Annotated in this window: 29 protein-coding genes; 18 read left to right on the plus strand and 11 right to left on the minus strand. The window is 67.2% G+C overall.

The genetic code is table 11. The features are described from left to right. Positions 1 to 142 precede the first annotated feature (142 nt). Entirely contained in the window at positions 143 to 739 is a 597-nt protein-coding gene (locus tag IG04_RS0100005) for a hypothetical protein (protein ID WP_030474378.1), read from the plus strand. Positions 740 to 907: 168 nt separating this feature from the next. On the opposite strand, the gene IG04_RS0100015 is transcribed toward IG04_RS0100005, so the two are convergent. Then, positions 908 to 3,067 carry a P-loop NTPase fold protein gene (locus tag IG04_RS0100015; protein ID WP_030474379.1) on the minus strand — a complete coding sequence of 720 codons (2,160 nt, stop codon included), beginning with the start codon at positions 3,065 to 3,067 and terminating at the stop codon, positions 908 to 910. Positions 3,068 to 3,156: 89 nt separating this feature from the next. Here IG04_RS0100015 and IG04_RS0100020 point away from each other — a divergent pair, with 89 nt between their 5' ends. Genes IG04_RS0100020 through IG04_RS44845 form a run of 5 tightly spaced genes read left to right on the plus strand, consistent with a single transcriptional unit; the run spans position 3,157 to position 7,657 of the window. Continuing rightward, positions 3,157 to 4,794 carry a circularly permuted type 2 ATP-grasp protein gene (locus IG04_RS0100020; protein WP_245816408.1) on the plus strand — a complete coding sequence of 546 codons (1,638 nt, stop codon included), beginning with the start codon at positions 3,157 to 3,159 and terminating at the stop codon, positions 4,792 to 4,794. A 13-nt stretch (positions 4,795 to 4,807) separates the two neighbouring features. Continuing rightward, positions 4,808 to 5,755, plus strand: coding sequence for an alpha-E domain-containing protein (locus IG04_RS0100025; protein ID WP_030474381.1), 948 nt, complete (start codon positions 4,808 to 4,810; stop codon positions 5,753 to 5,755). A gap of 2 nt (positions 5,756 to 5,757) precedes the next feature. Beyond that, the gene (locus IG04_RS0100030; protein WP_030474382.1) at positions 5,758 to 6,600 is read left to right on the plus strand and encodes a transglutaminase family protein; all 843 of its coding nucleotides are present in this window, start codon (positions 5,758 to 5,760) and stop codon (positions 6,598 to 6,600) included. Positions 6,601 to 6,660: 60 nt separating this feature from the next. Further along, positions 6,661 to 7,506: a helix-turn-helix domain-containing protein gene (locus IG04_RS43610; protein ID WP_159460487.1), complete on the plus strand. Its 846-nt coding sequence runs from the start codon at positions 6,661 to 6,663 to the stop codon at positions 7,504 to 7,506. Beyond that, entirely contained in the window at positions 7,481 to 7,657 is a 177-nt protein-coding gene (locus tag IG04_RS44845) for a DUF397 domain-containing protein (RefSeq protein WP_084401769.1), read from the plus strand. Before IG04_RS43610 ends, IG04_RS44845 begins: the two co-directional genes overlap by 26 nt. Here the strand turns inward: IG04_RS44845 and IG04_RS0100045 are convergent. Beyond that, positions 7,642 to 8,064 carry a type II toxin-antitoxin system PemK/MazF family toxin gene (locus IG04_RS0100045; RefSeq protein ID WP_030474384.1) on the minus strand — a complete coding sequence of 141 codons (423 nt, stop codon included), beginning with the start codon at positions 8,062 to 8,064 and terminating at the stop codon, positions 7,642 to 7,644. The two genes, IG04_RS44845 and IG04_RS0100045, sit on opposite strands and share 16 nt — an antisense overlap. 89 nt (positions 8,065 to 8,153) lie before the next feature. On the opposite strand from IG04_RS0100045, the gene lepA reads away from it, so the two are divergent. After that, positions 8,154 to 9,989 carry a translation elongation factor 4 gene (gene lepA / locus IG04_RS0100050; protein ID WP_030474385.1) on the plus strand — a complete coding sequence of 612 codons (1,836 nt, stop codon included), beginning with the start codon at positions 8,154 to 8,156 and terminating at the stop codon, positions 9,987 to 9,989. A gap of 110 nt (positions 9,990 to 10,099) precedes the next feature. Then, positions 10,100 to 10,711, plus strand: a complete 612-nt coding sequence (locus IG04_RS0100055; RefSeq protein ID WP_030474386.1) for a class I SAM-dependent methyltransferase — start codon at positions 10,100 to 10,102, stop codon at positions 10,709 to 10,711. Between the two features lie 31 nt (positions 10,712 to 10,742). Here the strand turns inward: IG04_RS0100055 and IG04_RS0100060 are convergent, their stop codons facing one another. The 4 genes from IG04_RS0100060 to IG04_RS0100075 form a co-directional block, all read right to left on the minus strand. After that, complete coding sequence (locus IG04_RS0100060) at positions 10,743 to 11,066, minus strand: helix-turn-helix domain-containing protein (RefSeq protein WP_245816406.1); 324 nt, start codon at positions 11,064 to 11,066, stop codon at positions 10,743 to 10,745. Positions 11,067 to 11,090: 24 nt separating this feature from the next. Next, positions 11,091 to 11,387 (minus strand): type II toxin-antitoxin system RelE/ParE family toxin, encoded by a 297-nt coding sequence (locus tag IG04_RS42125; RefSeq protein ID WP_144065507.1) that lies wholly within the window; start codon positions 11,385 to 11,387, stop codon positions 11,091 to 11,093. A gap of 171 nt (positions 11,388 to 11,558) precedes the next feature. Further along, on the minus strand, positions 11,559 to 11,786 hold the full coding sequence (locus IG04_RS0100070; protein ID WP_030474388.1) for a hypothetical protein: 228 nt from the start codon (positions 11,784 to 11,786) through the stop codon (positions 11,559 to 11,561). 73 nt (positions 11,787 to 11,859) lie between these two features. Then, positions 11,860 to 12,291 carry a phosphohydrolase gene (locus IG04_RS0100075; protein WP_245816404.1) on the minus strand — a complete coding sequence of 144 codons (432 nt, stop codon included), beginning with the start codon at positions 12,289 to 12,291 and terminating at the stop codon, positions 11,860 to 11,862. Between the two features lie 98 nt (positions 12,292 to 12,389). On the opposite strand from IG04_RS0100075, the gene IG04_RS0100080 reads away from it, so the two are divergent. The 4 genes from IG04_RS0100080 (at position 12,390) to IG04_RS0100095 (ending at position 18,039) form a co-directional block, all read left to right on the plus strand. Continuing rightward, positions 12,390 to 13,856, plus strand: coding sequence for a chitinase (locus IG04_RS0100080; RefSeq protein WP_030474390.1), 1,467 nt, complete (start codon positions 12,390 to 12,392; stop codon positions 13,854 to 13,856). A 73-nt stretch (positions 13,857 to 13,929) separates the two neighbouring features. Then, positions 13,930 to 14,976, plus strand: coding sequence for an NAD(P)H-dependent flavin oxidoreductase (locus IG04_RS0100085; RefSeq protein WP_030474391.1), 1,047 nt, complete (start codon positions 13,930 to 13,932; stop codon positions 14,974 to 14,976). A gap of 10 nt (positions 14,977 to 14,986) precedes the next feature. After that, entirely contained in the window at positions 14,987 to 16,510 is a 1,524-nt protein-coding gene (locus IG04_RS0100090) for a DUF885 domain-containing protein (protein WP_030474392.1), read from the plus strand. After that, complete coding sequence (locus IG04_RS0100095; RefSeq protein WP_030474393.1) at positions 16,510 to 18,039, plus strand: DUF885 domain-containing protein; 1,530 nt, start codon at positions 16,510 to 16,512, stop codon at positions 18,037 to 18,039. Before IG04_RS0100090 ends, IG04_RS0100095 begins: the two co-directional genes overlap by 1 nt. Here the strand turns inward: IG04_RS0100095 and IG04_RS0100100 are convergent. Both IG04_RS0100100 and IG04_RS0100105 read right to left on the minus strand, forming a co-directional pair. Continuing rightward, on the minus strand, positions 18,014 to 19,432 hold the full coding sequence (locus tag IG04_RS0100100) for an amino acid permease (RefSeq protein WP_030474394.1): 1,419 nt from the start codon (positions 19,430 to 19,432) through the stop codon (positions 18,014 to 18,016). The two genes, IG04_RS0100095 and IG04_RS0100100, sit on opposite strands and share 26 nt — an antisense overlap. 273 nt (positions 19,433 to 19,705) lie before the next feature. Further along, positions 19,706 to 20,674 carry a zinc-binding dehydrogenase gene (locus tag IG04_RS0100105; protein WP_030474395.1) on the minus strand — a complete coding sequence of 323 codons (969 nt, stop codon included), beginning with the start codon at positions 20,672 to 20,674 and terminating at the stop codon, positions 19,706 to 19,708. A gap of 70 nt (positions 20,675 to 20,744) precedes the next feature. Here IG04_RS0100105 and IG04_RS42130 point away from each other — a divergent pair, with 70 nt between their 5' ends. Genes IG04_RS42130 through IG04_RS0100125 form a run of 4 tightly spaced genes read left to right on the plus strand, consistent with a single transcriptional unit; the run spans position 20,745 to position 22,123 of the window. Further along, entirely contained in the window at positions 20,745 to 20,957 is a 213-nt protein-coding gene (locus tag IG04_RS42130) for a hypothetical protein (protein WP_036013137.1), read from the plus strand. After that, a complete protein-coding gene (locus IG04_RS0100115) occupies positions 20,954 to 21,403 on the plus strand; it encodes a guanyl-specific ribonuclease (RefSeq protein ID WP_030474396.1) in 450 nt (149 codons plus the stop codon). The genes IG04_RS42130 and IG04_RS0100115 overlap by 4 nt, the downstream gene beginning before the upstream one ends. Then, complete coding sequence (locus IG04_RS0100120; RefSeq protein ID WP_051768526.1) at positions 21,400 to 21,663, plus strand: barstar family protein; 264 nt, start codon at positions 21,400 to 21,402, stop codon at positions 21,661 to 21,663. The genes IG04_RS0100115 and IG04_RS0100120 overlap by 4 nt, the downstream gene beginning before the upstream one ends. A gap of 43 nt (positions 21,664 to 21,706) precedes the next feature. Continuing rightward, positions 21,707 to 22,123 carry a DUF2690 domain-containing protein gene (locus tag IG04_RS0100125; protein WP_144065496.1) on the plus strand — a complete coding sequence of 139 codons (417 nt, stop codon included), beginning with the start codon at positions 21,707 to 21,709 and terminating at the stop codon, positions 22,121 to 22,123. On the opposite strand, the gene IG04_RS0100130 is transcribed toward IG04_RS0100125, so the two are convergent. Continuing rightward, positions 22,120 to 22,890, minus strand: coding sequence for an enoyl-CoA hydratase family protein (locus IG04_RS0100130; RefSeq protein ID WP_030474399.1), 771 nt, complete (start codon positions 22,888 to 22,890; stop codon positions 22,120 to 22,122). The two genes, IG04_RS0100125 and IG04_RS0100130, sit on opposite strands and share 4 nt — an antisense overlap. Before the next feature lie 62 nt (positions 22,891 to 22,952). Here IG04_RS0100130 and IG04_RS0100135 point away from each other — a divergent pair, with 62 nt between their 5' ends. Beyond that, positions 22,953 to 23,567, plus strand: a complete 615-nt coding sequence (locus IG04_RS0100135) for a DJ-1/PfpI family protein (protein WP_030474400.1) — start codon at positions 22,953 to 22,955, stop codon at positions 23,565 to 23,567. Beyond that, positions 23,554 to 23,988: a MarR family winged helix-turn-helix transcriptional regulator gene (locus IG04_RS0100140; RefSeq protein ID WP_030474401.1), complete on the plus strand. Its 435-nt coding sequence runs from the start codon at positions 23,554 to 23,556 to the stop codon at positions 23,986 to 23,988. The genes IG04_RS0100135 and IG04_RS0100140 overlap by 14 nt, the downstream gene beginning before the upstream one ends. Positions 23,989 to 24,018: 30 nt before the next feature. Here the strand turns inward: IG04_RS0100140 and IG04_RS0100145 are convergent, their stop codons facing one another. Continuing rightward, positions 24,019 to 24,630, minus strand: a complete 612-nt coding sequence (locus tag IG04_RS0100145) for a hypothetical protein (RefSeq protein ID WP_030474402.1) — start codon at positions 24,628 to 24,630, stop codon at positions 24,019 to 24,021. A 264-nt stretch (positions 24,631 to 24,894) separates the two neighbouring features. Beyond that, entirely contained in the window at positions 24,895 to 25,416 is a 522-nt protein-coding gene (locus IG04_RS0100150; RefSeq protein WP_030474403.1) for a hypothetical protein, read from the minus strand. Between the last annotated feature and the right edge of the window lie 9 nt (positions 25,417 to 25,425).

Here is a 25,425-nt window from a genome sequence, read left to right on the forward strand (position 1 = left end):
ATGGTACTGCACTGGTTACGGTGTGGGAGAGTAGGTCGCCGCCGAACTTAATTTGCCCTGCGGGTTGAGCGCCACAAGCGCTCCCCGCAGGGCTTTTTTGCGTACAGAACAACTTGCTTGATCAGCCTGGGATGCTGGCCCCGTGAAGTGGTTCGGACTGCTGGGACTCGCCGCCGTCGCCACCCTCGTGGCCGTCACCCACCGGGACATCGGGACGGTCCTGGCCATCTGGTTCTCCGGCAAGCAGACGTCGGGCGCGACACTGTGGGGCCTGTCCATGGTGTGGTGGGGCCGCGCCGGCAAGCTTCTGCAGTTCATGGCGGGCTGCGTGGTGATCCTCGACCTGGTCGGGCCGGACCGGCTGCGTGCGATCGGCGCACGGGCCACCGCCGAGGTCAGCGACTTCCGGGCCTGGCGCTCGCGGATGCACGAGGCCGGCCAGCTTCTGGAACTACAAAGAGCCATCTCGGAATGGCTCATCACCAGGATTGGGTCCATCAACAAGGTCAACGGGGACACCCGCCGGTGGCAGCTGGTGCGCCACGGCAGCCGGTACTTGCCGGACCAGCCGTGGTTCACCGGACCCATGATCGAGGACCCTGCGGAACACGGTGCTGAGCGACCTGCCGCGAGCGCACGCCTGCGCCGACGCCCACGCGGAGGAGCCGTGCGCGAAGCAGGTCGGCTACGTGTTCGACCGGGTCAAGGAGTTCGTGCGCGACGGCCTGCCGCCTCGTGAGCGGGAGCTCGTCGACCAGCGCGAGGCCGTGTTCCGTGTGGAGAACCACGGCTGCACGGCCATCAGCTGCGCTGGCTCGGGTTCCTCCTGTTCGTCACCGGCTTCGGGCTGGACCTGCTGAGCAGCTAGGGGGCTCGTCATGCATCGTTGGTCGGGTAGTGGGTCCGGTCAACGTTCAGAACAACTTGCCGGCCAGCCTCGCAACCGCTTGCGCATCGCAGTCGAGCAGCAGCTCGCGCAGATTCGCATCGGCCTCGCGATCGGAATAGGCGAACCCGAGCTTGGCGATCGTTGCGCCCCACTGGACGCCGCGTCTGCCAGGTCCTGCCATCCACCTCGCAGGCGGTGCAGGTAGGCCGGCCACCGGACCGCGATCTCAGCGACGGCGACCAGATGACCTGCCTGCGTGACGTCCACGGTGCTGAGAACGCGCAGATAGAACTGCCACACGTTCAGCAGCCGCTTCTCCTCGCGCACCGAGTGTTCGGGCTGAGCGCTCAGACGGCGACGCAGGTGGTCGCGCACCTCGGTGTGCCGCTCGATGGCGACGATCTCCTGCTCGATCTCGGGCAGCGAAGGGAGGCCGCCGAGGGTGCCGCCGCTACTGTGCTCGGGTTGGGTCAATGTCCGCTCGTCCCTGCGCACCGGCCCGAGCTGGGAGAGCAGGACCTGGCCGATGTCGTCCGCGGTCGTGCGAGGCAGGCGCACCGGGAGCTGGACGAGCTTGCGCAGGAACGTCCAGCCAGGACTCGGGTCGTCCGGGTGCGTCACGATCTTCGCGTCGGCGAGCTCCTTGTAGGCGTGGTCCACGTGCGATGCGACGACGGTGGTGTCGAGGCCGAGCACGAACCTCGTGGCGGGGAAGTCGTCCGACAGGAACACGTTGATCGCCTCGAACACCTGCGCAGTCGTGCGGGGCGTGCACCGGTCCAGGTCGTCGATCAGCAGGATCGGCTGGTAGCCATGCACGTTGAGGTCCTCCAGCAACGCCTGGACGTCGTGCTGCACCAGGTACAGATAGCCGGCACGCGCGTTGTAGTAAGGGTCGCGGATCAACGGATCCGTTGTGGTACCTGCGAAAGCATTGCTAACGACCGGTCCGGCGAACAGTTCACCCGGCAGGAACGCCGACGCACGCCCGAACAGGTACCTCAGGCCCGTGTGCAGCAAACCGGCCGAGGCCAGGCCGACGGTCACCCACCACGCCCAGCCGAGCTTCAGGTTGGTCAACGCGTTCAGCACCGACAGCCCGAAAGCCAGCCCCGCCAACGACAGCAGTGGTGAGAAGATCCGCTTCCACAGCTGGCGCTGGAGGTGCCGACGGTCGACGCGTTCGGCGTTGCGGGTGAACCAGTACCGCTCGCGTGCGTTCTGATGCGGCATGATCGCCGTTTCCGCCGCTTCGGTCACTGCCTTCGCGAGCCCCGCCCACACCTGTTCACTCGACTGGTGCCGCCAGGGGTTGAAAGACACGACCAACGGCCTCGGCTTCGGCTTCGTCGCCACCGGCTGCCGATGCCACCACCGCCACAACCTGCGATCTGCGCCGGCCACCGTCAGTCGTCGTCCTTTTGGAGTCTCGGCAGGGGGCGTGGCCAGTTCACCCTTGACCATGTCCAGCAGGGTGCTCTTGCCCGAACCCCACGCGCCCTCGACCGTGATCACGGTGGGTGGATCGTCGTCCCTCGGGTCGAGCATCTGCTTGAGCGCCTGCACCAGCGCACCGCGGTCGAGCAGGTCCTGGCGCGCCACGCGGTCGCTGAACCCGCGTGTCGACACGAGTCCGGTACGAGGAGGTGCCGCCAGCTGAGGGTCCCAGATGCGCAGCCGACCGGTGTTGCCACCGGAGGCGATGCGAGTCCGCCCGTCCGGGCCAGGAAACGTGACCAGCACCGAGACCCTGGTCGACCTGCTCCGGCCGACCTCCTGCCCGGTCCGAGGGTTCCAGATCCGCACCGATCCGCCCTCACTGCCGGACGCCACCAGCGGTCCGCCCGCAGCTGGGAACACGTCCAGCGAGATGACCGGCGTGGTGTGGCCGGTCAGCTCGGTGATCACTTCCCGGTCGTGGAACACGACGATCGCGGTGCCTTCGGCCCGGACGGTCAGGTCCTCGATCCGCACCGACCGCACCGCGCTGCCCGAACGTCGCCTGAACTCGGACGGCGTGTGCTCGCCCGTGAGGGGATCCACGATTTCCGCCCCGCCTTCAGCGAGCTCGACCACGAGCTGCGGCTGCACCGGATCGATGACGGTGATGCCGGTGATGGGGGCTCCGAAGCGGATCGTGTGTACGAGTTCCATGTCTGGCGCGTCGGCTGAGATCACGCCTGGAAAGTACCGAGTTTCGTTTCCGGCAGGTTTCTGTCCGGTCGGACTAGTGCGAAATCGGCCTGAACAGGGTGAAGATGTGGACCATGGAGCACCGAGCCCGCACCTCAGGACTGCGCCGCAGCCGCACGGTCACCACGCCGAGGCTCGGTGAGCTTTTCAACGGCTATCTGAATCCCGAACGGCCGCACGCCGGTGCCTACGACGAGATGTTCTCCACGGACAACGGGGTGCGGAGTGCTTACCGCGCGCTGTACGAGTCGGTGGCTCCGTCGCAGGTCCACGAGCTGAACGCGCGAAGCGAAGCCCTTGGCAGAGCCTTTGTGGACCAAGGGATCACGTTCTCGCTCAGTGGTCAGGAACGGCCGTTTCCGCTCGACCTGATTCCGCGGATCATCACCGCGACTGAGTGGTCGAAGCTCGAGAAAGGCATCGTTCAGCGGGTGCGCGCGATGGAGATGTTTCTCGCGGACATCTACGGTGACGCGCAGATCGTCCGGGATGGAGTGTTGCCCCGGCGTCTCATTACGAGCTGCGAGCACTTCCATCGGGAGGCGGCCGGCATCAGTCCGCCCAACGGGGTGCGCATCCACGTCTCGGGTGTGGACCTGGTGCGGGACGAGCAGGGGACGTTCCGGGTGCTCGAAGACAATCTTCGGTGTCCGTCCGGCGTCTCCTACGTCATGGAGAACCGGCGGACGATGGCACGGGTCTTCCCCGATCTGTTCGCACGGCACCGTGTGCGCGCTGTGGGTGACTACGCGGTTCATCTGCTCAGGGCTCTGAGGAACGCTGCCGCGCCTAACGCTGCGGACCCGAACGTTGTTGTGCTTACGCCTGGCCTTGCCAACAGCGCGTACTTCGAGCACTCGTTGCTTGCGCGGCAGATGGGGGTGGAGTTGGTCGAAGGGCGGGATCTGTTCTGCCGCGACAACTTCGTGTACCTCCGGACGACCGAGGGGGAGCGGCAGGTCGATGTCATCTACCGGCGCATCGACGACGACTTCCTGGATCCCGTGCACTTCCGGCCTGACTCGGTGCTGGGGATCGCGGGGCTGTTGAACGCGGCGCGGGCGGGCAACGTGGTCGTTGCCAACGCTGTGGGTAACGGGGTGGCGGACGACAAGCTCGTCTACACGTACCTGCCGGAGATCGTGCAGTACTACCTTGGCGAGAAGCCGTTGCTGCCCAACGTGGACACGTTCCGGTGCTGGCTTTCCGAGGAACGGTCGCACGTGTTCGACCACCTCGACGAACTGGTGGTGAAGCCCGTCGAGGGGTCTGGCGGGTACGGGATCGTGTTCGGGCCGGACGCTACGGTTCGCGAGCTCAACTCGCTGCGGAAGCGGATCAAGAGCAATCCGCGCGGATGGATCGCGCAGCCCGTGGTGCAGTTGAGCACGGTGCCGACCAAGGTGGGCGACAAGCTGGCGCCTCGGCACGTGGACCTGCGGCCGTTCGCGGTGAACGACGGCAACTTCATCTTCGTGTTGCCCGGTGGGTTGACGCGGGTGGCGTTGCCGGAGGGCAGTTTGATCGTGAACTCGTCGCAGGGCGGCGGGTCCAAGGACACCTGGGTGCTGGCGGCCAAGTCGTCCACGCAGGAACGGGAGCTGGCGCAGCCTGGGCTCGCCGGTCCGTCCGAAATGGAGGCTGCGGCGGCTGAGCAAGGGCCGGAGCTGACCACTTCGCAGCAACAGCAACAGCAACAACAGCAGCAGTAGGGAGGCGCGCGAAATGCTGGCACGCAACGCTGAGTCGCTGTACTGGATCGGCCGCTACGTCGAACGGGCGGACGACACGGCGCGCATCCTGGACGTTTCGGTCCATCAGCTGTTGGAGGACGCGACCGTCGACCCGGACGCCACGTCACGGCAGTTGCTGACGGTTCTGGGCATCACACCGCCTGAGGGTGCTGAGCAGTTCGACGTGTGGTCGTTGACGGAACTGGTGGCGTACAACAAGGACAACCCCAGTTCGATCGTGTCGTCGGTCAACAGCGCGCGGGAGAACACGCGTGGTGCTCGTGAGGTCGTGTCGACCGAAATGTGGGAGTGCCTCAACGCGATGTGGAACGCCGTTGCCGAACGGGAGACCTACGCGCGCACGATGGGGCCGCACGCGTTCTTCAGCTTTGTCGAGGAGCGGGCGGCGATGTTCGCAGGGCTTGCGGACTCCACGATGTCACGGGACGACGGGTGGCGGTTCCTCGTGCTGGGACGCTCGGTTGAGCGCGTTGACATGATCGTGCGGCTGCTGCTGGCTCGTGTGGGCGACAAGGCGTCTTCGCCGGGCTGGGTCACGGTGCTGCGGTCGGCCGGTGCGCACGACACGTACCTGAGGACGTACCGCGGCGCGTTGGACGCGTCGAGAGTGGTGCAGTTCCTGTTGTTGGACAGGCTGTTCCCGCGGTCGGTGTTCCACGCGCTGAGGCAGGCGGAGTCGTGTCTGGAACAGCTGGAGAACCAACCGTCCGTGCGTGTCGGTGCGCGCGCGGAGGCGTTGCGGTTGCTCGGCAAGGCACGGAGCGACCTGGAGTTCTTGAGGCCGCACGATCTGCTGCCTGATCTGCCGAAACGTCTTTCTGCGTTGCAGAAAACCGTGCGTGACGTCGGTGAGGCCGTGTCGACGCAGTACTTCCACGTGTCCCCGTGGGTCGCCTGGACGAACACCGAGGTGGGCTGACCATGAGCTGGCGAGTGCGTGTCGTGCACACGACGGGCTATCAGTACGAGGCACCGGTCATGCAGTCGTACAACGAGGCACGGCTGACACCGCGCGGTGACCGCCGTCAGAACGTGGTCGTCTCACGCGTCGAGACCACGCCGGCGACCCGTGCGTACCGGTACACGGACTACTGGGGCACGGAGGTCACGTCGTTCGACCTCCATGCGCCGCACAAGGAACTGCAGGTCGTCGCGTCGTCGGTGGTGGAGACGAGTGCGGTGATCGAGCCGGTGACCACGGGGACGTGGGCGGACATGCGCGAGGAGAACCTCCTCGACCGGTACACCGAGTTTCTGGAACCGACGCGCTACACGCCGCGCAACCGTGAGTTGCTGGCGAAGGCGCGTGAGCTCAAGAAGGGCAAGACGCCGTCCGAGGCCGTGCTGGCTGCCTCGCAGTGGGTGTGGGAGCAGCTGAAGTACCAGCCGGGTTCGACCGGCGTGCACAGCTCGGCCGTTGACGCGTGGCACGAACGTAAGGGCGTGTGTCAGGACTTCGCGCATCTGACGTTGGTGTTGCTGCGCGGTATGGGGATCCCGTCGCGGTACGTCTCCGGGTACCTGCACACGAAGAAGGACGGCGCGCTGCGAGAGACGGTGCGTGGCGAGTCGCACGCGTGGATCGAGGCGTGGACCGGCGGGTGGTGGGGATACGACCCGACCAACGCGATGCCGGTCGGGCCACGGCACATCTGGGTGGCGCTCGGGCGCGACTACGCGGATGTGGCTCCGTTGAAGGGGATCTACTCGGGTGGGGCGGCCACCGCGCTGGAGGTGACGGTCGACATCACGCGCCTTGCGTAGGTTGTTTTCACCCGAATGAGCACCTTCCTTGGACCGACTGCAATCCCTAGCGTCGGCCCTATGAGTGTGATCACATCCACCGCGTGCAGCAGGTCCTTGGGTGACGAGCTGCGCCGGCTTCGGGAGTCCTGCACGGACTTGGGCGGTGCCCACATGGCCGTGCGGTTGGGTTGGCATCCGAGCAAGGTGACCAACATCGAGAAGGGCAAGGCGCGCGCCAGCGAGATCGACCTGGTGCAGTTCCTGACGATGTGCGGCAAGGACATCGACTTCTTCGAGGACTTTCGAAGGCGCTACAAGTACGCCTTCGACGAGTACGTGGTGCAGGTGAACGAGGAGCTGCGCACGGTTGCGTTCGCCGAGTCCACGGCGGCGACGCTCACCAGCTACTCCGCGCGGGGCATACCTGGGCTGGTCCAGACGTCGGAGTACGCCGATGCCCTGTACCGGCTGGGCGGATTCGTCGCGGAGGAGCGGATTCCGAACCTCGTGCGGTTCCGCATCGAGCGGCAGGCGATCCTGCGCCGGCACGATCGGCCGACCTGCGTGTTCTTCGTGCACGAGCTGGCGCTTCGGCAGAAGGTCGGTGACGACCGGATCATGGAGGACCAGTACGCCAAGCTGCTGTTCAGCGCGCAGGACATCCGGATCGTGCCCGCGGACGTCGTGGTGCCCTCGTCGGGCTGCGTGTTGTGGTCCTACGAGAAGTCGGCACCGGTGGTCTATTGCGAGGCCGACCTCGTGAACGTGTTCGTGCAGGACTCAGGTGCCATCGCCCGGACCAGGCTCCTCTTCGATCACCTGGATCAGGTCGCGTTGGATGCGGGACAATCGCGGTCGAAGCTGGCGGAGTACGTCAGCCCACCGCGAGAGGAATTCGATGGCCGGGGACCGCGTCTGGCGTAAGAGCAGCTACAGCGGAGCAACCGAGGGCGGCGAGTGCGTGGAGGTCTCGATCGCTCATGACGTGCTGGTTCGTGACTCCAAGAACGCCGGCGCGGGCACGCTGACCTTCAGCGCACCCGCGTGGCGTGCGTTCGTTCAGCGCCAGCCGTGACGGTCGCGTAGGGCGTCCACGACCAGGCCGAAGGCGGCGGGTGCCAGCACGGCACCCTCACGCCGGATGTCGTCGTCCGAGTCGAGGGCGAAGACGCGGTCGAGGCGCAGGTACGACGGGCGGCCGTCGCGGTCCCAGGCGCCCGCGCCCAGTTCCAGGTAGTCGTCGCGCGGCTCCTTCGAGGAGAGCATCAGCGCCACGAGATCGCCGTCCGCATGCCCCACGACCAGCAGCGGACGGTCCTTGCCGCGGGTGGCGTCCTCCTCGAAGGGCACCCACGCCCACACGACCTCGCCGGGGTCGGCGTCGCCGTCCATGGTGGGGGAGTAGTCCAGCTTGGCGGCCCGTGCCGCGTCGAAAATCTCGCGAACCGCGCCCTTGGCCGGGCGGGGGTCTTCACCGTTCATCTGCACGGACGCACCCTAGTGGTGCAGAGCACGTCAGCCTCTATGGGACCATAAGGGGACACCCGTCCGATTTCCTGTTGAGGACTGCCTTGACCTCGTTCGCCGACACGACCTTCACGCCGCCGGAACTCATCCGGAACTTCTGCATCATCGCGCACATCGACCACGGCAAGTCGACGCTGGCCGACCGCATGCTGCAGCTCACCGGCGTGGTCGACGCGCGGGCGATGCGTGCGCAGTACCTCGACCGCATGGACATCGAGCGTGAGCGCGGCATCACCATCAAGGCGCAGAACGTGCGCCTGCCGTGGCAGCTCGACGGGCAGGACCACGTCCTGCACATGATCGACACGCCTGGCCACGTCGACTTCACCTACGAGGTGTCCCGCGCACTGGAGGCCTGCGAGGGCGCCGTGCTGCTGGTCGACGCCGCGCAGGGCATCGAGGCGCAGACGCTGGCGAACCTGTACCTGGCGATGGAGAACGACCTCACCATCATCCCGGTGCTGAACAAGATCGACCTGCCCGCCGCGGACCCGGACAAGTACGCGAAGGAGATCGCGCACATCACCGGCTGTGAGCCGGACGAGGTGCTGCGCGTCTCCGCGAAGACCGGTCTCGGTGTCGGCGCGCTGCTCGACGAGGTCGTGAAGAAGGTGCCGGCCCCCGTCGGCAGGGACGACGCCCCGGCCCGCGCGATGATCTTCGACTCGGTCTACGACACCTATCGCGGCGTCGTCACCTACATCCGCGTCGTCGACGGCAAGATCACGCCGCGCGAGCGCATCAAGATGATGTCGACCGGCGCGACCCACGAGATCCTCGAGGTCGGCATCGTCTCGCCGGAGCCCAAGCCGTCCCAGGGCCTCGGCGTCGGCGAGGTGGGCTACCTGATCACCGGCGTGAAGGACGTGCGCCAGTCCAAGGTCGGCGACACCGTCACGTCGGAGCGCAAGGGCGCCACGGAGCCGCTGGCCGGCTACCGCGAGCCGCGTCCGATGGTCTACTCCGGCCTGTACCCGGTCGACGGCTCGGACTACCCGGAGCTGCGCGAGGCGCTCGACAAGCTCCAGCTCAACGACGCCGCGCTCACCTACGAGCCGGAGACTTCCGCAGCGCTGGGCTTCGGTTTCCGCTGCGGCTTCCTCGGCCTCCTGCACCTGGAGATCACCCGCGACCGCCTGGAGCGCGAGTACGGTCTCGACCTCATCTCCACGGCCCCGAACGTCGTGTACCGGGTGGTGATGGAGGACGGCGCCGAGATCGTCGTGACGAACCCGTCCGACTGGCCGGAAGGCAAGCGCGCCGAGGTCTACGAGCCCATCACCAAGTGCACCATCATCGCTCCGTCCGACTACATCGGCCCGATCATGGAGCTCTGCCAGTCCAAGCGCGGCCAGCTCGGCGGCATGGACTACCTCTCCGAGGACCGGGTCGAGCTGCGCTACACGATGCCGCTCGGCGAGATCATCTTCGACTTCTTCGACTCGCTGAAGTCGCGCACCCGCGGCTACGCGTCGCTGGACTACGAAGAGTCCGGCGAGCAGGACGCGGAGCTCGTCAAGGTCGACATCCTGTTGCAGGGTGAGACGGTCGACGCGTTCAGTGCGATCGTGCACAAGGACTACGCCTACGCGTACGGAACGCGCATGGCGACTCGTCTGCGTGAGCTCATCCCCAGGCAGCAGTTCGAGGTGCCGATCCAGGCCGCGATCGGTGCCCGCGTGATCGCCCGCGAGACGATCCGCGCCATCCGCAAGGACGTGCTGGCCAAGTGCTACGGCGGTGACATCACCCGTAAGCGCAAGCTGCTCGAGAAGCAGAAGGAAGGCAAGAAGCGCATGAAGATGGTGGGGCGTGTGGAGGTGCCGCAGGAGGCCTTCGTCGCCGCGCTGTCCACGGATGAGCCGAAGGGCAAGAAGTAGGCTTCAGGCGTCAGAAGGGCCGGATCCGCTTGGCGGGTCCGGCCCTCTGTGCGTTGCTGGAACGGCAACGTAGGTTGCCAATATGGCACGGCCGGGAGCATCGTCGAAGCATGACGACAGCGCAGGAGTTCTGGGAGACCTTCTACTCGGAGCGGGACCAGGTCTGGTCCGGGAAGCCGAATCCGTTGCTGGTGCGCGAGGCCGAACGGCTCACGCCCGGCAGCGCGCTCGACATCGGGTGCGCGGAGGGCGGGGACGCCGTCTGGCTGGCGAAGCGGGGCTGGCGGGTGCTGGGCGTCGACGTGTCGCAGGTCGCGCTGGACCGGGCGGTGAAGCACGCGTACGACGCCGGTGTCGAGATCTCGGTGGAGCGGCACGATCTCAAGGCCACGTTCCCCGAGGGCCTGTACGACCTCGTGAGCGCCCAGTTCCTGCACTCGCCGGTCGAGGAGGACGGGGAGCGCAACAGCATCCTCAAGAAGGCTTCACAGGCGGTGGCGCCGGGTGGCTACCTGATCATCGGCGGGCACGCGGGCGCGCCGTCATGGTCCGAGCACCAGGACTACTACTTCCCGACGACGAAGGACGTGCTCGACCACCTCGCGCTCAAGGACAACTGGATCGTCGTCACCGACGAGGTGGTGGAACGGCCGCTCACCGGGCCGGACGGTCAGCAGGAGACGCGCAGGGACAACGTCCTGACCCTCAAGCGGCTGTTCTAGAAACGGATCAGGAGGAGAGCGTCACCGCGCTTCAGGCCACCTGGCTGGTCGCGAGGTTCACGTCTTCGCCGTCGATGTCAGCCACGATCTTGAGCGTGCCGCCGAGCGCGGTGATGTACCTCCGCACCGTGTCCACCTCGAGCTGATCCACTTCGCCCTGCTCAAGCTGACTGATCCGTGCCTGACTGACTCCCATGTGCTCGGCCACGTCGACCTGGGTCAGTCCGACCTTCTTGCGCAGTTCGGCGAGCCGGAATCCCAGCACGTATGCCTGTGTCCGGTTGCGTGCAGTGGTTCGGGTGGCTTCGACATCGCGTCCGGCGGCGTGGTCGATGGCTTCCTTGTCCGCCTTCACGTCTTTCCATGAGCGGCCCATGCGTCACCTCTTCTCCGCGTTCGCGAGATGCTCGTCGTATCGCTGCTCTGCCAGCGGGATGTTCGAGTTGTACCAGCTGTTCCAGCTGCCTGCTTTGTCGCCCGCCACCAGGAGAACGGCGCATCGTGCCGGATCGAAGACGAACAAGATCCGCACCTCACTCGTTCCCGCTGAGCCCGGCCTGAGCTCTTTCATGTTGTGGTATCGCGATCCTTTGACGCGATCCACGAGCGGTCGCCCTAGTTGCGGGCCTCGCTCCGCCAGCAGGTCGATGGCGCTCTCGACCAGGTCCGCGGACATCGGGTCCGTCCGAGCCAAGTCAAGCAGCCAGCCAGCCGTCGACCTCTGGATGCAGTTCGATCTCCCACACCTGACAAATATAACGTTAACCTTGTTTTTCTGTTCTGCCAAGCCCTGGAAACGCGAAGGCCACCCTCGGCAACGTTGCCGGGGTGGCCCAAGGGGTACTCGTCAGGCGGAACGGAGCAAACGGTCCATCGCCTGGCGGTTGATGATCGAGCGGAGCTCGCCGGTCTCCTCCGCGCTGTGGCGCGACAGGATGGCGTCCAGTTCGAGCCGGTCGCTCTCGGTGGTGTAGCTGGCCAACTGCCGTTCCAGGCTCTGGCGCTTCGTGCGAGCGGCACGGCGGGAAGCCAGGCTCGAGCGCAGGGACTTCACGGACAGGTCGTGGCGGGTCATCGTGTCCTTCCAATCTTGGTTACGATTCGATAATACACCCTGTTCAAGCGACCTGTACCGATGAAGACGCGAGTTAGCTCACGTACTCGTCGAGCAACCTGAGTGCCCGCGCGTACTTGGCCTTCAGACGATCCTGCGTCGCCTCGTCCAGCCGGGCCATGCGGGCGGGTGCGAGGTTGTCGCCGATGTCCGCGCGCTTCACGGAGAGTGCCAACGGGTTCGCGGCGACGCGCCGCAGGTAGTCCTCCTGCGGCTCCTCCGGCAGATGCGACAACGCCACGACGGCGTCGACGACGACGGCGGGGCAGCCGCGGGCGAGCAGGTCGGAAGCCGTCACCGGGGTGTCCTCGATGACGTCGTGCAGGACGGCGGCCATCTGCTCGTGCTCTCCCGTCACGGATGCCATGACCCGCAACGGGTGTCCGATGTACGGCCGGCCTGACTTGTCGACCTGGCCGTCGTGGGCCGAGGTGGCGATCGCGATGGCGTCTTCGAGGGTGAACACGGACATCAAGCTAAACCAGGGCTTGACCGGAGGCAGTGGTCTAGTCCATTTTTAGTCCACTCACAACATGGCCGCCGCATGATGTGTGGAGGTGGACCATGTCCAAGACCAGACGAGCAGCCATAGCGCTGTTGTCCGCGCTGTTCGCCTGCGCCGGTCTGGTGTTGGTGATCAACGGGAGCGCTGCCGCCGCGAACCTCGCGGCGAACAGCGGCTTCGAGGCCGGCAACCTGAGCGGTTGGACCTGCACCGAGGGCACGAGCGTCACCAACAGCACGAAGCGCACCGGCACGTACGCACTGCAGGGCGCTCCCGCCGGGCAGAGCAACGCACGGTGCCAGCAAACCGTGACGGTGCAACCGAACACGGCCTACAAGCTGTCCGCGTGGGTGCAGGGCAGCTACGTCTACCTCGGCGTCACCGGTGGCGTGGAGAAGAACACCTGGACGCCCGGCTCCAGCGGCTTCTCACAGCTCACCGTCGACTTCAACTCCGGCAGCGCCAGCAGCGTCACGATCTACCTGCACGGCTGGTACGGCCAGCCCGCGTACTACGCCGACGACGTCAACCTCGACGGCCCCGGCACCCCGCCGACGACCACGAGCACCACGACGTCGACCACCACCACTACTACTACGACCACGACGACCACCACCAGCAACCCGCCGAACACCGGTCTGCCCAAGCACGTCCTGACGGGCTACTGGCAGAACTTCTACAACGGTGCGCGCGCTCTGAAGCTGGCGGACGTCCCCACCACCTACGACATCATCGCGGTCTCGTTCGCCGACGCCACGGCGGTGCAGGGCCAGGTCGCGTTCAACCTCGACCCCGGTCTGAGCAGCCAGCTCGGCGGCTACACCGACGCGCAGTTCCGCGCGGACATCAAGACCGTGCAGAACCGCGGTCAGAAGGTGATCATCTCTGTCGGCGGTGAGAAGGGCACGATCAGCGTCGGCAACTCGACGGCGGCCACGAACTTCGCCAACAGCGTCAAGGGCCTGATCTCGAGCTACGGCTTCAACGGCGTCGACATCGACCTGGAGAACGGCGTCAACGCCCAGTACATGGGCCAGGCGCTGCGCAGCATCCACGCCGGTGGCGGCACCGTCATCACCATGGCGCCGCAGACGATCGACATGCAGAACGTCAACGCCGAGTACTTCAAGCTGGCGCTGGCCACCAAGGACATCCTGACGATCGTCAACATGCAGTACTACAACTCCGGCACGATGCTCGGCTGCGACCAGCAGGTCCACAGCCAGGGCACGGTCAACTTCCTGACCGCGCTCGCGTGCATCCAGCTGCAGTCCGGTCTGCGCGCCGACCAGGTGGGCCTCGGCCTGCCGGCGTCGCCGTCCGGTGCCGGCGGCGGTTACCAGTCGCCGTCCAACGTCAACAACGCGCTCAGCTGCCTCGCCCGCGGTACCAGCTGCGGGACGTTCAAGCCGAGCACGACCTGGCCGTCCATCCGGGGCGCCATGACGTGGTCGATCAACTGGGACGCTTCCAACAACTGGCAGTTCGCCAACACGGTCGCCCCTCATCTGGACTCCCTGCCCTAGATGATGGAACCGGTCGGCGCCACGTCCACAGTGGACGTGGCGCCGACCGTCCGATCCAACTAGGTTGTCCCTCATGTTCCACACGCTGGCCGTGCCTGTGATCGCCGCGCCGATGGCAGGTGGCCCCTCCACCCCCGAGCTGGTAGCCGAGGTGAGCGAAGCAGGCGGGTTCGGGTTCCTCGCGGCGGGGTACATCACCGTCGAGCAGCTCGCGGAGAAGATCACGCGCACGAGCGAGCTCACGAGCAAACCGTTCGGGGTCAACCTTTTCGTGCCCGGCACACGGCCGACAGCGGACATCTCGTCGTACGTGCAACGCGTCGCGTCCTATGCCGAGAAGGTCGGCGCTGTACCCGGCGATCCCCGCTGGGACGACGACAACTACGCGGCGAAGCTCGAACTCGTCCTGGCACTGCGGGTGCCCGTGGTGTCGTTCACGTTCGGCCTGCCCGACATCGACGACGTGCACCGGCTCAAGGCGGCCGGTTCCACGATCGTCGTCACGGTCACCACCCCCAGCGAGGCACGGCAGGCCCAGCAGATCGGCGCCGACGTCGTGTGCGTGCAGGGCTCGGACGCGGGCGGCCACCGCGGCACGTTCGTCGACGACGGCATCTCGCCTGGCGGCGGTGACCTGTACGGCACGCTTGCGGCGATCAGGCTGGTGCGCGGAGCCGTCGGCCTGCCGGTGATCGCGACCGGCGGCCTTCTCACCGGCGCCGACGTCGCCGCCGTGCTGGCGGCGGGCGCGGTCGCGGCCCAACTCGGCACCGCGTTCCTCGGTTGCCCGGAGGCGGGAACCAATGCGGCACAACGGGAAGCGCTCGCCGAAGGGGCCAGGCGCACCGCGCTCACCCGGGCGTTCAGCGGACGGCCCGCGCGGGGACTGGTCAACCGGTTCCTGATCGAGCAGGGCCCGCACGCGCCCGCCGCCTACCCGAACGTGCACCACTTGACGAGGCCCGTGCGCGCGACCGGCGAGGTGGAGGTCATGTCGCTGTGGGCAGGCACCACGTACCCGCTCGCGACGGCCGAACCCGCGGGTGAGCTCGTGCAACGGATCGGTGCCGAACTGACGGAAACGATCAATTCCTTGGCAGAGCGGTTCCCGCGCGGCTAAGAAGGAGGGCGTGACCTCGCTCTCCGATGAGATGTTCCAGACGATGATGGACTGGAACCCGCTGTTCGCCACGCTCGTCGGTGTTCCCGGCTGGGACGACAGGCTCGACGACGTCAGCGTCGACGGCCACCAGGCGCTGCGGCAGCGGTTGACCGGCATCCTCGGCCGCCTCGACGGCAGTGACGAGGACCGGGTCTCGCGGGACGTGATCCGGCACCAGGCCGAGTCGATCATCACGTGCATCGACGCGCGGCTGGTCGAGCACTCGGTGTCCAGGGGCACGAACGCGCCGGTCGCGACCATGCTCAGAGCCACCTCTCAGGTGGACTTCTCGCGGCGGCGGCACCTCGTTCCGCGCCTGCTGGAGCAGGCCGGGCGGCGGTTGCTCGACACCGATCGCAGGCCGTTGCGCCGGCACGTCGAGAACGGCGCTGGGTACGTCGAACGGTTCCTCGCCTCACCGCGCCAGGAGTGGGAGGGCGACGCGGACCTGCGTCCGGCGTTCGCCCGGTACCGCGAGGTGTTGCTCGGCCTGCCCGGACGGGACGACGAGAAGGCCGGCCTGTGCTGGCTGCCCGACGGCGAGGAGAACTACCGCAGGCTCGTCCGCGACTACACGACCGCCGCCTACAACCCCGCCGAACTGCACCAGCTCGGGCTCGACCTGATCGCCCGGCTGCACGAGGAGTACGCGGAGATCGGTTCACGGGTCTGGGGGATCTCGGACGTGCCGGAGATCTTCCGGCGGTTGCGCACGGATCTGTTGTGGGACAACGAGGACCAGATGCTCGTCAGCGCGGTCGAAGCCGTCGCGCGGGCCGAGGCCGAGGCGCCCAAGTGGTTCGGGCGGCTGCCGCTGGCGCGCTGCGAGATCAGGTTCGTGCCGGAGGTCGACCGCCACAACGCCGCGTTCGCGTACTACGAGGACGCGGCCCTCGACGGGTCTCGTCCCGGCACGTACTTCGTGAACCCGTTGAACGCCACCGGACGCAGCCGCACGGTGTCGGAGGTGACGGCGTTCCACGAAGCCATTCCCGGCCACCACTTCCAGCTCTCGATCGCCGCCGAGACCGAGCTGTCGAACGTGCGCAAGTTCGCGTTCATCGACTCCTACCTCGAAGGCTGGGGCCTCTACACCGAGCGCCTGGCCGACGAGATGGGCCTGTACTCGTCGGACGAGGCACGTCTGGGCATGCTGGGCCTCGACGCCATGCGCGCCGGCCGGCTGGTGGTCGACACCGGCCTGCACGCGCTCGGATGGCCGCGGCAGCGGGCCATCGACTACCTGAGCGAGAACACCGCGATGGACGACGCGGAGATCTCGGCCGAGGTCGACCGGTACATCGAGGCGCCGGGGCAGGCGCTCGCCTACATGGTGGGGCGCCTGGAGATCCAGCGCGTGCGCGAGGAGGCCAGGGTGGCGATGGGCGACCGGTTCGACATCAAGGAGTTCCACGACCTCGTGCTGCAGAACGGCATCGTGCCGTTGCCCACGCTCGGCAAGCTCGTTTCCGACTGGTCCAGGAGGGCCTGATGTCGCTCGCTGATGAGATGTTCCAGGCGATGATGGACTACTCGCCGCTGCATGCCGCGATGCTGGGGGTGCCAGGCTGGGAGGACGGGCTCGGTGACTTGAGCGTCGACGGCCAGCGGACCGACCGTGACCGGATCGCCGCCCTCCTGGACAGGGCCGAGACGGACGACACCGAGGACGCCGTCACGCTCGCGGTGATCAGGCAGCAGGGCAGGGCGATCGTCGACCGCATCGACGCCAGGCTGGCCGAACACACCGTCGCGACCATGAGCGCGCCGGTGAACAGCCTGCTCATGATCTCCTCGAAGCTGGACGTGTCCCAGCGCCTCGACAAGTACCCGCGGTACATCGAGCAGGCCGGGGAGCGGGTGCGCGACTCCGGCCGCAGGCCGCTGAGCCGGCATCTCCAGACCGGTGTGCAGCGCATGGACGCCTTCCTGGCCCTGCCGGCACAGGAGTGGGAAGGCGCGCACTCAGGCGAGATCCGCACCGCCGTCGCCGGGTTCCGCGACGTGCTGGCTTCGATCGAGGACGGCCGCGACGATGACAAGGCTGGACTCTGCTGGCTTCCCGACGGCGAGCGGAACTACGCGAACCTGGTCCGCAACTACACCACGACCTCCCGCACACCCGACGAGCTGCACCGGCTCGGGCTCGACATCATCGCGTCGCTGCGCGAGGAGTACGCGGAGATCGGCTCGCGGTTGTGGGGCACCAAGGACGTGCCGGAGATCTTCCACCGGCTGCGCACGGAAATGTTGTGGGACAACGAAGAGCAGATGATCGAGAACGCCCTCGCGGCGATCGCCCGCGCGGAGGCCGAGGCGCCGAAGTGGTTCGGCCGCATGCCGGTCGTCGGCTGCCAGGTGCGGGCCGTGCCCGAGGAGGAGCAGCGCACGTCGGCCATCGCGTTCTACCAGCCCGCGCCCGCCGACCGCAGCCGTCCCGGCACGTACTGGCTGAACCCGTTGGGCGCCACCGAACGCAGCCGCACGCTGTCCGAGGTGACGGCGTTCCACGAGGCCGTGCCGGGCCACCACTACCAATTCTCGATCGCCGCCGAGACGGACCTGCCCAACCTGCGCAAGTACGCGTTCATCGAGGCGTACCTGGAGGGCTGGGGCCTCTACACCGAGCGCCTCGCCGACGAGATGGGCCTGTACTCGTCGGACGAGCAGCGCCTCGGGATGCTGGGGCTCGACGCGATGCGCGCCGGCCGGCTCGTGGTGGACACCGGCATCCACGCGTTCGGCTGGTCGCGGCAGCAGGCCGTCGACTACCTGCGTGAGAACACCGTCATGACCGAGCCCGAGATCGACTCCGAGATCGACCGGTACATCGAGACGCCGGGCCAGGCGCTCGCGTACATGGTGGGGCGTCTGGAGATCCAGCGCATTCGTGCGGAGGCCGAGACGAAGCTGGGCGACAGGTTCGACGTCCGCGCGTTCCACGACCTGGTGGTGGGGAGCGGCGCCGTGCCGCTCTCCACCCTCGACCAGATCGTCACTTCCTGGACTGCTTCTCCATGACGGAGTTGCGCTTCGAGTAGGCGAAGTAGATGACCAGTCCGATCACGAACCAGGCCGCGAACCGCAGCCAGGTCTCCGGGTTGAGGAACGTGATCAGCCAGATCGAGAAGATCACGCCGATGATCGGCACCACCGGCATGCCCGGCGTCCTGAACGTCCGCGGCAGGTCGGGCTGCTTGTAGCGCAGCACGATCACGGCGATGCAGACCACGACGAACGCCAGCAGGATGCCGATGTTGGTGAGTTCGGCGGCCTCCGCGATCGGCAGGAAACCGGCGATGATCGCGGAGGCGATGCCCAGCACCCAGGTGATGCGCGACGGCACGTGCTTCACCGGGTGCGTCTTCGCGAACCACTGGGGCAGCAGGCCGTCACGGCTCATCGAGTAGCCGACCCGCGCCGCTCCCATGAGGAACGTGAAGAGCACCGTCGTGATGCCGAGGATGGCGCCGACGCTGATGATGATGCCCAGCGCGGGCAGGCCCACGTCCGCGAACGCCGTGGCGAACGCGGACTCCGCGTCGACGTCCTTGTAGTTCACCATGCCCGTGAGCACCAGGCAGGCCAGCACGTACAGCACCATCGAGATCGCGAGCGAGTAGATGATCGCCTTCGGCATGTGCCGCTGCGAGTCCTTGGACTCCTCGGCCGCCGTCGACATCGCGTCGTAGCCGAACACCGCGAAGAACACCGTCGCCGCACCCGTGAGCGCACCCGTGAGGCCGAACGGGAAGAACGGGTTGTAGTTGTCGGTGTTGATGTGGAACACGCCGACGCCGATCACCAGCAGCACCACGGCGACCTTCAGGTACACCAACGTGGTTTCGAACCGTGCGGCGTTCTTCATGCCCATGTTCAGTACGTACGCGATGAGCAGGCACAGCAGCACGGCGAACAGGTTCACCTTGTACGTTCCCGCGTCGACGGCGCCTGTCTCGGTGCCCGGTGCACCCAGCATCCATTGCGGCAGCTGGATGTTGAGCAAACTGAGGAGTTCGGTGAAGTAGCCGGAGATGCCGATCGCGACCACCGCCACGATCGCGGTGTACTCCAGCAGCAGGTCCCAGCCGATGAACCAGCCGACGATCTCGCCCAGCACCGCGTAGCCGTAGGTGTAGGCACTGCCCGCCTTGGGGATCAGGCCCGCGAACTCCGCGTACGAGAACGCCGCCGCCGCGCTCGCGATACCGGCGATGAGGAACGAGATCAGCACGGCAGGGCCCGCCGTCTTGTTCGCGACGGCGCCCGCGAGCGAGAAGATGCCGGCGCCGATGATGCCGCCGATGCCGATCGCGGTGAGCTGCCACAGGCCCAGTGTTCTGGTGAGCCCGTCGCCCTTCTCCTCCGAGATCTGTTCGATGGGCTTGCGCCGGAACACGCCCTGCGTCGTCATGCCGTCAGCTCCCCTGGTTGGTGGGTCCGGGCGAACGGAGTGTGGTGGCCGCCAACCTTCACCGCGTCTCCGGCGCTCAGCAGGACGCCTCACGGCCCCGGCCCCGCACCCCCGTACAACCAGTACGAGGGTGCGGGGCCGGCACCGCGATGCGCCCGTCTGAACACCGAAGCCGGGGCAAAGGCTGGCGGCCACCACACTGCCCGCGTCAACTGTCACGCGGTTTGTCCGAACCCACCAATCAGGGAGCCGATTTTTGGCTTTTCGTGCTGTTTACGGCCTGCTGAACACGATCTTGCCGGCGGTGTCGCCGTCCAGCATCGAACGGAACCCCTGCTCGGCGTCCTCGAACTTCAGCTCGGCGCCGATCTGCGGCTTGAGGCCGTTGATCGCGCAGAACCGCATGAGGTCGCCCAGTTCCTCGCGCGTGCCCATGGTCGAGCCGACCACGCGCAACTGCAGGAAGAAGAGTCGCTGGAGCTCGGCCGCGGAGGCGTCACCGGACGTCGCGCCGGAGATCACCACGATGCCGCCGGGCTTGAGCGCCTTCATCGAGTGCGACCAGGTGGCCTTGCCGACGGTCTCGAACACCGCGTCGACCCGTTCGGGCAGCCGGGCACCGGACTCGAACGTGTCGTGGGCACCGAGACTGGACGCGAGCGCGCGCTTCTCCTCCGTGCGGCCCGTGACCCACACACGGAATCCGGCGGCGCGGCCGAGCTGGATCAGGGCGGTCGACACACCACCCGACGCGCCCTGCACGAGCATCGTCTGGCCGGGGCGCAGGCCGGACTTCACGAACAGCATCCGGTACGCGGTCAGCCACGCCGTGCCCATGCAGGCGGCCTCGGCGAACGAGAGGTCCGCGGGCTTGGGCAGCGCGTTGCGGGCCGGCACGACCACGTGGTCGGCGAACGTGCCCTGGTGCTTCTCGGTGAGCAGCGAGCGCTTCGGGTCGAGCGTCTCCTCGCCGGTCCAGTTCGGGTCGCCGATGACGGAGTGCAGCACCACCTCGGTGCCGTCGTCGAGGACGCCGGCGCCGTCGCAGCCCAGGATCATCGGGAACTGCTCGGGCTTGATGCCGACACCGCGCAACGTCCACAGGTCGTGCATGTTGAGGCTGGCCGCCTTGACCGCGACGCGCACCCACCCGGCGGGAACCTCGGGGTCGGGGCGCTCGCCGACGCGGAGCGACGCCAGCGGGTTCTCAGGACTGGGTTCTGCTGCGTAAACGGCGAACATGGTTCGCAACATACCCACCTGGATCGTGGCCAAATGCCGTGACACGGGTCACGCGACTACGCTCGGGGGTGTGGACTGGCTGGTGCAGTGGTGGGACGGGGTCGAGCTGTGGGTCGTGCAGCTGCCCGTCGCCGTGCAGTTCCCCGTCGTGATGGTCGTGGTGCTCCCGCTCTGCCTGGGCGTGGCGCGGCTGATCGACCGGGTCGCTGACTGGGGTGCGAAGAACCCGGCTTCCGGTTCCGAGCTGGAACCCGAGCCCGAGCCGGAGAAGGTCGCCGCGTGAGCCCTGGTCGTCGCCTGACCGTCGCACTGGTCGGGCTCATCGCGCTGGTCGTCATCGGGTGGTTCGTCAAGGACAACACGGCGGGTGCGCCTCCCGGGACCACGAAGCCGGTGGTCACGAGCGCGGCGCAGGGCGAGACCGTGCCCGGCGCGAACTCTGGGCTGGACGTCGAGGCGCTGTCGAAGCTGCCCGCCGAGGCCGCCAAGACCTGGAAGCTGATCGAGGCGAAGGGGCCGTTCCCGTACCCGCGCAACGACGGCGTGACGTTCCAGAACCGCGAGAAGCGGCTGCCCGCCAAGGACTCCGGGTACTACAAGGAGTACACCGTGCCGACGCCGGGAAGTCCTGACCGGGGCGCGCGGCGCATCGTCACCGGTTCGGAGAAGGAAGTCTTCTACACCGGTGACCACTATTCGTCGTTCGTCGTCGTGGACGTGAAAAAGTGAAACGGCACATTCTCGTTTCGGAAAAGTCCGCTGCGATCTCGGCCATTGCCGCGGCGCTGGACTTCCCCGAGTGGTTCGGGCAGAACCTGGACGCCTTGTACGACAGCCTGACCGACCTCTCGTGGCTGCCCGCGGGCGAGTACGTGCTGGTCGTGCCCGCGAACCTGGACCCGTCGGTCTCGCAGGTCCTGCGTGACGCTGCGAAACTGACCGCCGAATCAGGTGACCGAAAAGTGCGCGTGATTCGCACAGAAAGGTGACTTGGGCTGCGGTTGTGGCGTCCGGAGTGGACAGTGCCATTCCATGGGAACGCAATTCCGCCGCTTGAGCTCCGTGCTCGGCGTCGTCGTGGTTGTTGGAGTGCTTTGTCCGGCGGTGTCGTTCGCCGGTGACCCCGACTGCTCGCAGGAGGGGCCTTTCACGCCGTTCGAGACGATCGACGGCGACAACCCCGTGACGATGCAGAACGGCCGGGTGGTCGAGCTGCGCGCGTCGAACAAGTCCAAGTGCGCGTGGGGCCGCATCTCCTACGGCACGCCCGGCGAGGAGATCTGGACGGACCGCAAGGAGCCCTCGGCCAACTGGCACGAGGGCTTCCTCGGCTACACCAGGATCGACTCGGGTTCGGCGAAGTACACCGACGCGTTCAAGAACGACGGCAAGGTGATGCGCGCCTGCGGTTCCTCGCAGGGCGTCATCGAGTGCACCGGCTGGTTCTAGCCTTCCGCGGGCACCCAGGAGGGCTTGCGCTTCTCCTTGAACGCCGCGATGCCCTCCTGGCCCTCCGGGCCGCCGAAGTGCTGCGCTGACAGCTTGAGCATGTCCGCGAAGACCTCACCGAGGTTCGTGGACCTCTCCTGCTGCAGCATCTCCTTGGTGGCCGCGAGCGCGTTGGGCGCGCCGAGCGCGAGCATGTCCGTGTAGCGGCGGACCTCCGCGTCGACGTCCTCGGTCGCGGAGTTCAGCAGGCCGATCTCGACCGCGCGCTTCGCGTCGAACGTCTCGCCGGTCAGGAACAGCTCGTGAGCCTGGCGGGGGAGCAGGCGCGGCAGCACGGTCACCGAGATGACGGCCGGCACGACGCCGATCCTGACCTCGCTGAACGCGAACGTGGCCGCGGTGGCGGCGATGGAGATGTCGCACGCCGCGACGATGCCGACGCCGCCCGCGCGCGCCGGGCCCTTCAGTGCGGCGACGACCGGCTTCGGGCTGGTCCAGAGCTGTTCGAGGATCGCGGGGAACTCGTTGACGCCCTGATCGCCCGCGCTCGCTCCGGCGGCCTCCTTGAGGTCCATGCCGGAACAGAACACGGAACCCGTGTGGGTCAGCACGACCACGCGCACCTGGTCGTCGCTCGCCGCGCTGGTGAGGTGCTCCTTGAGCTCCCGGCGCAGCTGCGAGGACAGCGCGTTGCGGTTGTGGGGGGAGTCCAGCGTGATCGTCGCGATGCCACGCTGCACCTCGTAGTGGACCAGCTCGTCTGCCATGTCGCTGACCTTAGCTTCCGGGTTCCTTGACAGCATGCTGTCAGACATGACAGTCTACTGTCATGACACAGACGGTGTACCTCGTTCTGGCCGACCAGCTCGCCGACTGGGAGTACGGCCACGTGGCCGCGCAGGTGAGCCTGCAGCAGTTCCAGCAGCAGCCGGGGCGGTACGAGCTGCGGACGGTCGGGCTGACCACGGACCCGATCCGCACGATCGGCGGCGTGCGGATGCTGCCGGACATCGCCATCGAGGACGTCTCGGTGGAGGACGCGGCGATGCTCGTCATGCCGGGCGGCGACGGGTGGGAGTCCGGTTCGCTGGCGGCGTTCGGGAAGCTCGCGCGGCGGTTCCGCGAGGAGGGCAAGCCGATCGCGGCGATCTGCGGGGCGACGGTCGCGCTGGCGGCCGAAGGGCTGCTCGACGACGTGCCGCACACGTCGAACTTCCTTGAAGGACTTGGTCCTTACGGCGGCGCGGCTCTCTACCGCGACGAACGTGTGGTGCGCGCCGATGGTGTGATCACGGCGGGCGGTGCCTCCGCGCTGGAGTTCGCCCGCGAGGTGCTGGCGGAGCTGGAGACGTTCTCGCCGGGAACCCTGCAGGCGTGGTACGAGTTCAACCGCGACGACACGGTCGAGGCGTTCGGGAAGCTGGTGGCGAGTGTCCAGGACTGAGTCGGGTGATGTGCTGACCGACGTCGTGATGAGGACTTTCCGTTTGTACGGAGCGTTCCTCGACGCGGCCGAGGTGATGACGAAGCCCGTCGGGCTGACGGCGGCGTGGTGGCAGGTGCTCGGCGCGGTGCTGCGCGAGCCGTTGTCCGTCTCGGGCATCGCGCGGGAGATGGGGCTGGCGCGGCAGTCCGTGCAGCGGATCGCGGACCTGTTGGTGGACAAGGGTTTGGCGGAGTACCTGCCGAACCCGGCGCACGCCCGCGCAAAGCTCGTGCAGCCGACACCGGAGGGAATCGCTGCCATCGAACGGTTGCGGGACGCGCAGCACGAGTGGGCCAACCGCGTCAGTGCGCAGGTCTCACTGGAAGACCTGCGCACGACGCTCGCCACGATGACCGCTCTGGTCGCGGCTACGTCCTGATGCCCGGCAGGGGGTTGGGCATCAGGATCGCTAGCCGATCGTGGTCGTGGTCAGCACGGGGCTCGGGTCCGGGTAGCCATTCGCGGCCGCGTTGACCGGGAACCCGATGACCGTGACGACGGCGGTGAAGGTGAGGCCGGGGGCGTCGTAGCTGGTGCCACCCAGCTTCGTGGTGATCGTCCCGGCGCCACCGGCCTGGAGGTTGATCGTGACGGTCGGCAGCTCGAAGTCCGCGCCGCCCTTGATCGGCCCGGGCACGTTCAGCACGACGTCGTTGCCCTGCAAGGCAACCGTCGGCGTGCCACCCAGCCCGGAGCCGCCGGACAGCGACGCGGACTGGAACGTCGAGTTGGCGGGCACCGGCAACTTCAGCGCGAGCCCCTTGATCTCCCGCACCTGCCGGCCACCGGCCTCGGCCGGGATCTTGTTGGGCGCGGGGTCGATCGTGACCGCGACCGAGCCGTTGGGCGCGACGGTCGCGGGTGCCGACGCGTCGACGCCCTGGTCGAGTGTGAAGTCCGACGACTGCCCGGCGGCACTCGCCCGGAGCTTGTAGGTGATGGTCTGCGGAGCTGCTGACGCGTTGACGGCGAACATCAGCATTGGTACCAGTGCGGCTGCTGCGATTCCGGCTAGCTTCATGGCCTCTCCCCGATGAGTGGACGAGGGACACTTCCAGCACACGGCGTAACCAATTGACTACTCATGAGTAGGTTTCACGTCAACAGTTCACAGTTCACATCGCCCGAACGGCGCTGTGGATTCGATCTTGTGGCGGCGGCTGAAAGTGGCGCGGGGAGCGGTTGGGCTCAAATGTGCTAGGCTGTGCGCATAGCCTTCGCCGCTAGGTGGAGGAAGTGAGCCCAGGTGCGCGTCCGGACGGTCGCTGCCTGGGCTTCGCGCTTTTTAGAGCTGGCCCAGGTCGACGACGGTCCCGGTAATGGGCGTGATCCGCCGCTTCCAGTCGCTGCCGGCGCCGTGGCACCAAGCGAGCGCGTCGCTGACCCACAGTGCGGGTTCGGAGGACGACTGGATGTGCTCGTACACCAGTCCGGCATCGTGGGCCTTGGTTCTGGTACCGATCACCAGCCGGTCGCGACCGTTGGCCACGGGGTCGCGTGAATCGAGCACCAGGCGGGTGACGCCGGCGCCGACGGCGTCATCGACCAGCAGCGGGAGAAGCTTCGAACGGACTTTTTCGCTCTTGCCACGCGCGACGTAGATGTTGACCACGAGGTCGCAGCACGCCAGCTTGTCGGCGATCAGCTTGCGCCGGGCGGGTTTCTCGGTCTTGAAGTGCACGCGTCGGCAACCGGGGAGCAACAGTCCGCGCATCAACGAGCGGGTGGAGTGAAGTGCGTTCGGGGCGATCAGGACGGCTGCCATGAGGTAGCCGCTCCGCTCCGACTCGTCGACGAACATATGCATCCAAACAGG

Origin of the sequence: Lentzea albidocapillata (genome assembly GCF_000719115.1) — a bacterium.
Taxonomy (GTDB): Bacteria; Actinomycetota; Actinomycetes; order Mycobacteriales; family Pseudonocardiaceae; genus Lentzea; species Lentzea albidocapillata.

What these genes read in the sequence shown, in the direction of transcription:
- IG04_RS0100020 (WP_245816408.1), top strand. Translation starts at nt 3,157, where the DNA reads ATGGAGCACCGAGCCCGCACCTCAGGACTGCGCCGCAGCCGCACGGTC.
- IG04_RS0100025 (WP_030474381.1), top strand. Translation starts at nt 4,808, where the DNA reads ATGCTGGCACGCAACGCTGAGTCGCTGTACTGGATCGGCCGCTACGTC.
- IG04_RS0100030 (WP_030474382.1), top strand. Translation starts at nt 5,758, where the DNA reads ATGAGCTGGCGAGTGCGTGTCGTGCACACGACGGGCTATCAGTACGAG.
- IG04_RS43610 (WP_159460487.1), top strand. Translation starts at nt 6,661, where the DNA reads ATGAGTGTGATCACATCCACCGCGTGCAGCAGGTCCTTGGGTGACGAG.
- IG04_RS44845 (WP_084401769.1), top strand. Translation starts at nt 7,481, where the DNA reads ATGGCCGGGGACCGCGTCTGGCGTAAGAGCAGCTACAGCGGAGCAACC.
- IG04_RS0100045 (WP_030474384.1), bottom strand. Translation starts at nt 8,064, where the DNA reads ATGAACGGTGAAGACCCCCGCCCGGCCAAGGGCGCGGTTCGCGAGATT.
- IG04_RS0100055 (WP_030474386.1), top strand. Translation starts at nt 10,100, where the DNA reads ATGACGACAGCGCAGGAGTTCTGGGAGACCTTCTACTCGGAGCGGGAC.
- IG04_RS42125 (WP_144065507.1), bottom strand. Translation starts at nt 11,387, where the DNA reads ATGTCCGCGGACCTGGTCGAGAGCGCCATCGACCTGCTGGCGGAGCGA.
- IG04_RS0100070 (WP_030474388.1), bottom strand. Translation starts at nt 11,786, where the DNA reads ATGACCCGCCACGACCTGTCCGTGAAGTCCCTGCGCTCGAGCCTGGCT.
- IG04_RS0100080 (WP_030474390.1), top strand. Translation starts at nt 12,390, where the DNA reads ATGTCCAAGACCAGACGAGCAGCCATAGCGCTGTTGTCCGCGCTGTTC.
- IG04_RS0100085 (WP_030474391.1), top strand. Translation starts at nt 13,930, where the DNA reads ATGTTCCACACGCTGGCCGTGCCTGTGATCGCCGCGCCGATGGCAGGT.
- IG04_RS0100095 (WP_030474393.1), top strand. Translation starts at nt 16,510, where the DNA reads ATGTCGCTCGCTGATGAGATGTTCCAGGCGATGATGGACTACTCGCCG.
- IG04_RS0100100 (WP_030474394.1), bottom strand. Translation starts at nt 19,432, where the DNA reads ATGACGACGCAGGGCGTGTTCCGGCGCAAGCCCATCGAACAGATCTCG.
- IG04_RS0100105 (WP_030474395.1), bottom strand. Translation starts at nt 20,674, where the DNA reads ATGTTCGCCGTTTACGCAGCAGAACCCAGTCCTGAGAACCCGCTGGCG.
- IG04_RS0100125 (WP_144065496.1), top strand. Translation starts at nt 21,707, where the DNA reads ATGGGAACGCAATTCCGCCGCTTGAGCTCCGTGCTCGGCGTCGTCGTG.
- IG04_RS0100130 (WP_030474399.1), bottom strand. Translation starts at nt 22,890, where the DNA reads ATGGCAGACGAGCTGGTCCACTACGAGGTGCAGCGTGGCATCGCGACG.
- IG04_RS0100135 (WP_030474400.1), top strand. Translation starts at nt 22,953, where the DNA reads ATGACACAGACGGTGTACCTCGTTCTGGCCGACCAGCTCGCCGACTGG.
- IG04_RS0100145 (WP_030474402.1), bottom strand. Translation starts at nt 24,630, where the DNA reads ATGAAGCTAGCCGGAATCGCAGCAGCCGCACTGGTACCAATGCTGATG.
- IG04_RS0100150 (WP_030474403.1), bottom strand. Translation starts at nt 25,416, where the DNA reads ATGCATATGTTCGTCGACGAGTCGGAGCGGAGCGGCTACCTCATGGCA.